Source organism: Oleiphilus sp. HI0079 (assembly GCF_001635105.1).
Map to the genome: position 1 here is coordinate 1 of NZ_LWFT01000628.1, position 11,052 is coordinate 11,052.

6 protein-coding genes and 1 pseudogene are annotated in these 11,052 nt (G+C 44.4%); 2 read left to right on the forward strand and 5 right to left on the reverse strand.

What is annotated here, in order from left to right; translation table 11 throughout:
* Together A3750_RS11370 and A3750_RS11375 are read right to left on the reverse strand one after the other, a co-directional pair.
* On the reverse strand, positions 1-3,055 hold a 3,055-nt coding region (locus A3750_RS11370), incomplete at its 3' end, for a helicase C-terminal domain-containing protein (protein WP_068548274.1).
* On the reverse strand, positions 3,052-4,608 hold the full coding sequence (locus tag A3750_RS11375; RefSeq protein ID WP_068548275.1) for a nuclease-related domain-containing DEAD/DEAH box helicase: 1,557 nt from the start codon (positions 4,606-4,608) through the stop codon (positions 3,052-3,054). The genes A3750_RS11375 and A3750_RS11370, both read right to left, overlap by 4 nt.
* A gap of 297 nt (positions 4,609-4,905) precedes the next feature.
* Between A3750_RS11375 and A3750_RS11380 the strand changes: the two genes are divergently transcribed.
* Both A3750_RS11380 and A3750_RS11385 read left to right on the forward strand, forming a co-directional pair.
* Entirely contained in the window at positions 4,906-6,525 is a 1,620-nt protein-coding gene (locus A3750_RS11380; RefSeq protein ID WP_068548276.1) for a DNA cytosine methyltransferase, read from the forward strand.
* Positions 6,526-6,794: 269 nt separating this feature from the next.
* Entirely contained in the window at positions 6,795-7,907 is a 1,113-nt protein-coding gene (locus tag A3750_RS11385; protein ID WP_197475001.1) for an MvaI/BcnI family restriction endonuclease, read from the forward strand.
* Positions 7,908-8,114: 207 nt separating this feature from the next.
* On the opposite strand, the pseudogene A3750_RS24920 reads toward A3750_RS11385, so the two are convergent.
* From A3750_RS24920 to A3750_RS26100, 3 genes and pseudogenes are all read right to left on the reverse strand, one after another.
* Positions 8,115-9,076 (reverse strand): annotated as a pseudogene (locus A3750_RS24920) (IS481 family transposase).
* Between the two features lie 245 nt (positions 9,077-9,321).
* Positions 9,322-10,236: a hypothetical protein gene (locus A3750_RS24925; RefSeq protein ID WP_082873267.1), complete on the reverse strand. Its 915-nt coding sequence runs from the start codon at positions 10,234-10,236 to the stop codon at positions 9,322-9,324.
* A gap of 14 nt (positions 10,237-10,250) precedes the next feature.
* A partial coding sequence (locus A3750_RS26100; RefSeq protein WP_197475002.1) for a hypothetical protein occupies positions 10,251-11,052 on the reverse strand: 802 nt, incomplete at its 5' end.

An 11,052-nucleotide genomic window follows, 5' to 3' on the forward strand; every position in this document is an offset into this window, starting at 1 on the left:
TAACAAATGCCGCATGCAATGCTCGCTTAAGTGCAGGCTTCGTCCCAGGCGTAATACTCGTCGGCTCAACAAATCTGTATAAAGAACCATGGTAGTGTTTGAATCGCTCGTAGTGGCTTCTATCTCGCGGCTTAGCTGGCGAGTATAGGGTGACGACTAGACCTGGCCCTTGTGACTCAGGGCTTCGCCCTACCCGGCTCGATGCTTGAATGTATTCTGCTGTTGTTTTCGGCTGACCATTAACAACCATGAATCCAAGACGATCTATATCCACCCCTACAGATATCATATTTGTACAAGGGACAAACTCTCTTACATCAGTCTGCTCCGAATCAGAGACCGGAACCAGCAAAGCCGATCTGGTCTGAGCAATATTCTTTACTGCATCCGAACTTATTTCCTCTTTACGGGGCGCCTGTACAGAGTCTTGATCGCCACCAGACACAGCCTCACACACTCGCATTCTCGCTAATATTTCATCCGAGGCAGCAGCATTTATAAGGCCTAGTTCCCGTTTCGAATTACTATAAGCAAGAAGAGTCCATAGCCAATCGTACTGCTGCTTTGAACCAGACTCATCTGCTTCTCGCCTCACACTTTGTAATGCAGCACCTAGCACCCAATGCGCGGCTGTAGTCGAGCTCAAGCCTTGAGCCATAACTCCGGCGTACAGACGAGCCGTATCATCGTTAGAGTCCTCTTTCGCAAAATATGAGTCTTTGGAGCTTATACCTTGCGGAGGAAATACAGCTGTCTTTCTCGCTGATAACCGTTGAACTTGCTTTTCGGCATCCCGAACAGTTGCGCTTGCAGCGACATATTTTGCTGACATGCCCTGAAAACCAAGCTCCTCATAACCTCTGCGGATAACAGTATCGATAGCAGCTTCGTAAACGGCCGTTATAGTGCCGAGGGGGCCCGAGATGAGATGCAGCTCATCTTGAATAATCAAACTGGGGGGAATTCTCTGGGCCTTTCCATTTCCCGGATTAACACCCAAAAGAGAGACCATTTGCTGCTTCGTAGCTAAGTTCGCAAATTTATCGACCGTGCCGAGCAGAAACGTCGGAGGATTATTTAGAACATCTTGATCCGTAATTTTTAGAGGCAGAGCTTGGTGTGAAAACGTGCACTTTCGATTTGTACAAAAAATCTGCAATGTGCTTCCCGAAATTCTGGGGCCCATTAGGTGAGCGTCTCTATCAGGGTCACTGTTCGGAGGAGGCAACAAATCCGTACCACAATTAGGACATTCTGAAACAATGATCTTATGTCGAACATCCCTTGAATCGAACAGATTGTCTAGATCTTCTCTCGCATCGTCTACCTTATTGTAGGTCGGGTCTCCGACAAACATTCCAACACTAAATGGCTCATCACCGTATACTTGGGATGTCTTCCTAACTTTTTCAAGGGCTACCATGAGAGAGGAGATTCTAGAAAATTGATCCGTCGTTAAGAACCTCAATGTATAGCGAGCTAGAACACTCGTGCCCCCAGATATGCTTGATTCATATCGGCACCTCCGCCTCAACATCTCAAAAGAAGCGAGTAGGAGATAGGCCTCCGTTTTACCTCCGCCAGTCGGAAACCAGATCAAGTCTGCAATGTCTCTATCATTTTCTGCGCCTTCAAGTCCGGCGAACGAAACGAGAAAAAATGCTAACTGGAATGGCCGCCAGCTAGGATTCAGTCCGATACTTTCGAACGTCTCTGCTTGAGGCACTACCTCTTCTGAAGCAGGAACAGGCCAACTCAATCCCTCGCTCTGCCTATCATTCCTTAGTTTTTTAAGTCCTGAACTTTGGGCCATTTGGAACAACATCGCCTGATTTGCATGACAAAATGTTTCGTACAAATCAGTCTTCTCTTCAAGAAGGTCGATGCCCGCTCTCATTCGCATTAGAGTACTTTTCATGCGATCAACTAATTCAAAACCCGCATCCTCGAGCCCATGAACTACCATATTTTCTTGATCGCTCATCCAATCTTCGTAGTGATTAGCGAGAGACCTGAACCCCTGAATACACTCCGACTTTAACGAAGGATCACAAAGCCGCCTTAACTCAAATATGGACTGTTCAGAAAAGCTTTTCCCCTTTGCTTCCAAACGATCAAACAAAGGTCTATTGACGTATTCAGTCGGTATGTAATCAATATAAATTTGCTTTGGCTCTGTGGGATTCGACCATCCTACGGAGACGCCATGACCAACGGCGAATGTCTTTTGATGAGCAAATTGTAAGGCCAAGATTTGCTCTTCTAAATCAGAAGTCACTCTATGGCCTGATTCATACTGCTCAAAAGGTAATTGTTTAGATATCGCGAGTTCTGTCTGAAACACCCGTTTTTCGACTTCACTCTTGCGGGCTGATTGTTTATCTGATTCCACCGTTTGACGATTTATCAAAGACACCGTGACGACTTTACTTTTGGGCCTTTCAATTGAAGGGCGAACGTCTATTCTAAGCTCGCAGAGCCCGTCGAAAACTTTCCTAGTAGAGTCTATCGGCTTTAAATCAGAAACATGGTCCTCAAGAGGAAAACGAGAATAGCCTTCCTCCCATATTTTTGTATTTCCTTCAGGAGCACACTCCTCACAGTCGCAATTAACTCCGTGCTGATTGCATTTCATGCACCCGCTTGCCCGTTCACTCGTAACACAGAAACTACCATCGGAACAGAGCGGTATTTTCGATCTAGATACGTTTTGGTATCGAGCCCCGGCTACATCTACATTAAACGTTTCTCCTTCGCCAAGAACAAACGAAATGCCTACCGAACTAGGCAAGCTTTCATTGGCCATACTCAAAGGGTTTTCCGTGTCGCCCGAAAACTCGCTATTTACATCTACATCAGCGCCATTGTTTTCTTCTACACCATCGAGGTTAAGGTTCGCTCTTGTCTCCCCTTGAGGGAACAAGATGCCCGTCAAATATTGCAATGTCAGTCCACGCTTACCTGCAATAAATTCGTTGACGCCATTCGCAGGGCCAAATACAAAACTATTGAATCTATCTAGAGCCTTCTTTCTTAGAGTCGACTTGCCAGTCATAAATCTACCGCCTTGAGCTTTAGGTCTACAATATTGCCTTCATCAACGATGAGGGCTAGGTAACGTGCCCTGCTAACCGCCTTATATGCCATCTGCTGAAACTCACTTACAGAATTTACGCTACCAAGCCCGGTTATCACCACAAAAGGGGATTCAAGGCCTTTGAAGCTCTCTATCGAATGGCTAGGGACACCGGCCTTTGTTGCAACAGATGAGTACTCATCTGCATCCTCATTCAGGTACAAATGAACGAGCTTATGTTTTTCAATTGCACCTAACTGGCTATCTATCTCTGCTCCGCTGACAACTGTTGAAAACGCTGAGGGCTTGACACTTCTTACTTCAGGACCGCTTCCTGCGCTCTCCGTCTCTTCTATACGAGCTTTACAAATTTGCTTGAGCCATTGAACTATATTGGGGGTATTTCTAACATTTCGCCTCAGAGGGAAGACCGTTGAATTACCCGTGGCATCTTTGATGTATTCAAAAATCTCTTGATCAAATTTAACACCGACCCCTCGTTGATTCTCAAAATCTGCGAACCAACGCCAACGGCCTGCCTGCAAGCCGGACTCTAGTTTTGAGTCGATATAATCAACAAAATCGGCGTTAAACAAATCTTGCCCTTCATCCACAAATACCATATCGAACTTAGACGCATCACCCGACACATCTTTCGGAAAACATTCAGTAATTGCCATATGGCCGACGTTACTTTTTATCTTCTCAGAGAGCATCTCTGAGGCGGTACAAATCAAATTCTTTCGGCCTTTATCGTACTCTCTCTTTACAAGCTGCTCCAATAGATACGTCTTTCCCGTTCCCGCACCACCATCTATGAGCGCACGATCCATATTCTCTAATACATCAAGCCACATATACTGATCAGACGTAAAAGACTCTTGTTTTTCAAGCGTTGCATCTACCGCGGAGACAGAGCAGCTTGCCACATCAAATGATGGTCGTAGTCTCTTACCTATAAACTCAATATCTTTATTGGTTAGCGTCTTTTTCTTACCCAATGCCTGTTCCGCGAAATCAAATGCTCGTGTGAGAGCAGCTTCAAACCGCGTGACATCAAATAAATCCTCGGCATAAATTATTGCCATATCTGGCATCTCAGGCGTGTCTCCGCGACCTTCATTGGGTCGATGATTCGCTGTTAACACCGCTGCTTTAGCGAACAGCATATTCTTATACTCTTCTAAGTTGTAACGCCACAAGCTGGTACGAAATTGATCAATGGCGTTGGAAGCCTGAGTATAAGGAGAAATTCTTTTGCTATAACCGCCGGATCCACCAACATAATAAACGCCATCTCTACAAACTACCCTTGCTCCTTTGACTTCAATGCCTAAAAAACCTCTCTGAGTAACGAGTAAAAAATCTAACTCGTACATCTGTTGACGTTCATTACCAATTAAATTCAACGAATGGAGTGCCAATGCATGATGAAAGGCAGCGGAACGCTGTAATAGCTCAAATACTTTAATTTCGCCTCTGGGGGTTGGCTCATCATCTCGGCTATAGATGACGCTTGGAATTGTTTTCAAATAATACCTCTGAAGAACACGAAACGATTAGTATCAGGTTATATCAATATCTCTAACTACTACTATAAGTTCTATAGTCTGACTGAACAACTGATTGATACTAGACGCACAAGCCTTGGTTTAATCTCCCATTTAAAACCGCAGTTGTTCTGAGAAACTAATGACGATTCATAACCAAAAGGCCTGAGGTTGTTCTTAAGATTTCCGAACCATCTCAACCCTGAAACGAACCCTGGACTTTTCTCTCGTTTGACTTTAAAATTACTCGCTGTTATTCACTAACTCAGGCGTCTTCAATTGAATTACATTGAGCTTTTTGCAGGTTGTGGTGGACTGGGACTCGGCTTAAAGTCAAAAAACTTCAACCTCATTATGGCGAATGAACTTTCTCCTATGGCTGCAGAGACCTTTGCTTACAATTTCTTTGGCGAGAACTTGGAAGCTTTAGCTAAATCTTTAAATAATGGTGAAGCAGCACCAGAAATTATGCGCACAAAGTGGCTTAGCAGCACGCATCCTCTTGACAACCTAAGCAAGCGTCTTCGTGAGAACCCGAATCACTTTCCAGACTATGGACAAGGTAAGTGTGATATTAAGAACCCTTCAGATCTAAATGGTTCTTTGGTGGTAGGAAGCATTGTTGATCTCAACCAATTTCTTGAACTAAATCCTAACCACCTTGCACAATTAAAGAGCTGCTTCGGCAACGGAGAGTTGGATCTGGTATCCGGAGGACCTCCATGTCAAAGCTTTAGCTTGGCAGGCTTACGCCAGCGCAATAACGAGCGTAATTCTCTTCCTTGGGAAATGGCTAAATTCGTAGAACTAACACAACCTAAGTTCGCTCTTTTGGAAAACGTCACTGGAATACTCCGACCATTTAAAGATGAAAATGGCGAAAAATTTCACGCTTGGTTTGAAGTAGCTCGAGCATTCGCTGCCGTCGGCTATGTTCCTCTTTGTTTGCACATTAATGCCAAGCTGGCAGGTGTCGCGCAGAATCGCCCCCGCTTTATTATGCTGGGGGTTAGAGCAAACATATTTCCCGGCTTGCAGCAAAAGCTTAGGCCAGAGGAGATTCCACTATTTAAAGATTCATGGGAATTTTATAAGAAGATTAGCCATGGCCTGCCTGTGGCATTTGGCGATATTAAATACTTTGATGCCGAGAAGCTCCCTGATTGTGAACTGTTTGAGAAATCCTTTCTCGCTCCGCTAATAAGATACAAAGACAACCTCCACAGCGTTAAACATGCGATTGATGACTTAAAGCAGTCGAACAAAGAAACGAAGAGCACAGAGGACAAGCGTTCAGAGTACGTAAAGGAGGTCGATGATATATTTGCAGAATTTGTCACGGAACATGAAATGGAAAACCATGAGCTGAGAAATAATGGTGAGCATGTAAAACGCCGCTTTCGCATATATCAAATACTACAAGGACTGGGCTCCACATTTGGAGAGCGAATGGTTAAGGAGTTTCTCAGTAGTAAGCGAGACTTTCTTCCTGAGGACGTGGCCGACCAAGTAATTAAATTCAATTTTCTTCTAAAATCTGGCAAGAGTGAGCGCTTTAAAACAAAGAAAGAACTCGAGGATTACTTGCGTGAACATCGTACAAAGAAACAAACCCAAAAAGCATTAATAGCAGACTCTCCAGCGCCTGCAGCACTTTCTATACCCGATGACTATTGTCACTACGATCACAAAGAACTGAGAACGCTAACAGTGAGAGAAATGGCACGCATTCAATCATTTCCGGATCGCTTTGCCTTCCGATCTAAAGTCACCACCGGCGGACAGATGCGTAAGTTTGAGGTTCCCCAGTATACGCAAGTCGGGAATGCCGTCCCACCACTATTGGGTAGGGCGCTTGGTGAAGTAATTGAGGATCTCATTGGCCGACTAAGTTATTAAAAACTCAAGCACGCTATATATGACCTCCTATTGCCAGCTGCAACCTTCGTATGGCTAAAATATTGGGCGATGAAGTTAGAAGAACTTAAACATTAAAGTATCAAACGAAATCTCTACCATTCTCAGGGCATCTAGGCTGTGCCCGTTACTTATTTAACTCTCGAGGAAGCCTTATGCTCTCACTCTCGAACATTGACGTTGCAGCTACTCTAGAGAAGTTTAAGGAGCGCGGCGTACCAGTAGGTTTTTTGGTACCTACAGAGACCGGCTTGAAAAAATCCATTATGGACGCGCACGAAGGGCTTCGCAGATTTTTCCTAAAACAAAACCTTCATGACTATGACAAGCAGTTAAAAGGTACGGAGAATAAAAAGGAGATTAGAACGCTTTTGATCCATCAGGACAAAGTACTCGATACTAAAACCTCTTTGTACAGACCTAATTCTAAGAATGGAGATCCGCGAGTTTGGGTATACAACCTCAAAAAATTCGCCTCTTCTGGGGATCTAATAGCGCTTTGCGTATTTGAAGACAGCCTGATAGCAATCAACTGCACGAGAACCGACCTTAGAACTTTATTTGACGAGTCGAATCGCCTTTTTTGCCAGTGGTTCCCGATCAAGAGCAAAGACATATCGGAAGATGCTCGAGAGTTGCTAGAGATGCTCTCAGACATCTCGGCCAGACAGTTTATACCGACGATGCGTCGCGGGGATACAGGTGTTGGTTTCACTTTAGAGAGCCTGCTAGGAATCGAAGCAAATAGCTCGAAAGCGCCGGACTTTAGAGGAATTGAACTAAAGACAAGCAGAGCCAGAAAGCAAACCAACAAACAAACTACGGTATTCTCGCAAGTACCTAATTGGTCAATGAGTAACCTGAAAGGATCTAAGGATATTTTAGATAAACATGGGAGGTTTAATCCGCAAAAGGAGCGGCGCCAGCTGTTCCATGAAATCTCGTGCATCAAACCTAATTCATACGGCTTGCAGTTAGCGCTTCAAGATAACAACGATACTTTGGCTCAAATATATGTTCCCGACCCACTCAACCAAAATAAAAAGGAAAAGGATGTAATTTGGATGATGGACAAACTAGTGGAAAGAGTCGAAGAAAAACACAAGGAAACAATGTGGATTGCAGCTGAGACAAAAGGAAAAGGGGCGTCTGAAGAGTTTTGGTACAAGAGCGTAACACACACGACTGGCACCGATTCAGCTGTCTTACCAATACTTCTAGAGTCTGGAGCGATGACAGTTCATTATTTAATCCGCGAGACGCCAACTGGTGGAGCGAAAGATCAAGGGTACCTATTTAAATTGGCGGCAAAACACTTGCCTACATTGTTTGCTAACATCACTCATTACGACCTCTATCCTTAAGCCTAGCGACATTATCTTTTTGAAAGGTAAACTTTTCAGAAAGCGAGCCCGCAAAAAATTGTTCTCAGCGTTTTATTGAATGATATATTAATTCATGCATTACAACGTTTGCAGTTGATGAGCAACGGGCGTTATCTGCTAGTACGTAAGGAAGATAGAGCGAAGGAAACAAAGCTTCTGGCCTCTAGCTCGAAGTAGATGTGTGAGTCATAGAGATCGTTTCAATCTGACCAATTCCAAATCTAACTTGTAATTGGCTTCTTGTATACGCTCTTTTGTAGGCTGATAGTCTGCGTAAGCTTCTTCAGAAAGCGGGGTCTGCTCACTTAATTCGAGATAGCACTCCATTGGGGTTTTGCCCTTGTGGGTCCCATGAGGGCGATCTCAGTTGTAGTAGTGTTGCCATTCAACTAACAGGCTACCGATATCCTCTGATGCGGTATCAATGGTTGCGTAAAATTCTGTTTTGTCTGTTTTCTGACATCTTTCAACCTTTCCGTTAAGATGTGGTGATGCTGGTTTATTGGGGGCGAAATTTAATCCCAAGCTCCATCAGTTTTTCTTGTACTTTGACTGCAAAGAACTACCGCCCTCGGTCAGTCTGAATAGGCTGAATCGGGAATGGCATTTCCTCAGTAACAGCATCAATGAAGTCGAGTGTGTTGGCGACTGCAGAGGCGTAAAACCCTATAACGGGTGCAATCATCCACAGATGTATATTGATATAAGTCAGGGCCGATCTTACAGGTATCCATTTGAACTCTATCACCGGGAATTGCCCGTTCATATCTGATGCAATCTGACTTCTTGCGATACTTTTTGACTGGTTTTACTTAGTATTTTGTGAGGGCTTTATGGATCGATGCAAGCGATAGGGAAATCTCATGAAGCCGCAGCAACTCGCTCAGAAGACGCCTGGCACCAAGATTGCGAGACGCTCTGAGATCTAGAATTAGATTCTCCATATATGTGTTTATCTTAGCGTTTGGCGAGGAGTGGGGGCGTCTGCTGTTACTCTGCAAGCCTTCTTCACCGTCGGCCTGATACCTGCGCCACCACTTCCTCAATGTCGGTCTGGATATGCCGCATCGCTGACAAACGAAGTCAGCATCACCAGACTATTCATAGAGGCAAACCCTCTGCAATCTTTGCAGTATTTCTCTATTCATAACACCCAACGATAGTGAAAGGATGTCTATGAATCACACAAAGTAGAGGACGAAAACACGGGTAAGTCATGCTCCGTTGCAACGCTATCGCGAGAGGAGTCTTTTATGGCTGCTTTGTCTCTAGTTCTCGGTTTGCCTGATATGGTTCATATCTTATGCTGATGGAACCCTAGTGGCAAAGTTGCTTAGTACTTATACCGTCAGACGCCTTGGTAATCACAGTAATTCAAATTATGTTGTTCAATTTATTTCGTATTGGACAACCAACTCATAACAGCCTCGCAAATCTCGTCGTTCTTGGTCGCATCAACAATTCGATAATCTTTATGCGCCAAGGCATCTTGAAGTTGTTTTTCGAACGTGTCTTTAGGATTTGCGATAACTATTCCAAAGGCACCACCTAATGATCCGTTGTCATGTTTCTGTTTGCGCTCTTGAAGCCATTCAACGGCCTTTTCTCGTGAAGAAAAATGGGGTTTAGCCTCAATGTAAAAATGCTCGGGGATTTCTATTGAAGTTGCGTTCTTGAAGTAGCAAACAATACTGCCCGCCATCTCAGGTAAGTACGCGACATCGGACTGCAGCGCCTCAAGAGCCTCTCTAAATGTAGTGAAAGGCTCTTCAAAACGATTGCGCAAATCGAACGCCCTAAAGCAGAGAATCTTCTCATTTAGAACTTCAAATTTATCTCGATCTGGATTCTCGAGAGTTTGCTCAAAGAAGCCTTTTACTGCTTTCCAGTCCGGGTAAGCACTTGATCCATAGTGAATGTGCGCACCTTCAAATCGATCCTGCCCCTGGCCTGACGATCGGTCATCGATTAGATAGTCGCCTTTGTTCAGGTTTTTATGAGGAGAAAGGATGAGCCTTCTCACAAACTCCATTCCCAAATGCTTTTCTACCCACTGTCGTTTTTCAGAGTAAGAATCGGGATTCATCACGGAAGGGCACGAAAGTATGTATACGTCGAAACCCTCTTGCCCGTGCAGCCACTTCACCGTTTCAAGTGCTCCTGGCATGGGCTCTAAACCAAGAAACAAACCAGGGATACTTTGGGGATACTCGACATCTGGGTATTGTTTCTTATAGCGAACGTAGGAAGTCGTGTAGTCGCACAAGCAGTTATCCATGTCGACATAGATTATTTTCTGTTTAGTCATCAGCGACTCCCTACCTAATCCTTTTTATCATCATTATCTTCTTGGTCCGCTTCTTCCGACAAGATTTGATCCAAGTCATCCAAAGCTTCTGAACTAAATACGACTTTGTATTTCTTTTTGAACTTAACCACCGTCGGATCGAAGTTGTCGCAAATATCCTGATACTGTTCTCGGATAAATGCCTCCTGCAGGGCAACCTCTCGTCGTTTGAGCCCCTCAATCTCCAAAGCGTACTCAGATAACGCAGTACAATCTTTTAGAAGATGCGTAAAGCGCACCTGCTGGGCAGCGGAAGCATTGTTCACGACGATACTCATTGAAGCCTCGTTTGGGTCGTCGTCTCTCTCAATCATATAGATAGAGGCTTGCTGATCATGAAACTCATCATTCAACACATGATAACGAGTGCTTTGATATTCACGAACACGATCTTGTAGCTCTTCTAGTTCACGCTCCTTGCCATAAGCATTGCGCTTCCAATCCCAGACAAAGCCACCACTTTCAGACTTACCATGGTTTTCACCCCGCACCAGCTCATAGGGTATTAGCTCATCTACTAGATCGAGTGCAGACTTCTCAAGCGCATCTAGCAGGTGATAACTCAAACTAGAAAGCGTGAGATACCAAAATGAAAGCTCGGCATCGAGAGCACGAGCCCAAACATGATGGAGATATAGGCGATAAGGCCGCTCAATGTATTTGTCTGGGTCGTGTTTTTTACGCGCATCTTGCTGAAAGTCGAATTCATGCTCATCGTAGTCGCGCAACGTCGCTAATTGCGTTAGATCGAAATCACCACCATGAAGCTCATTCAAT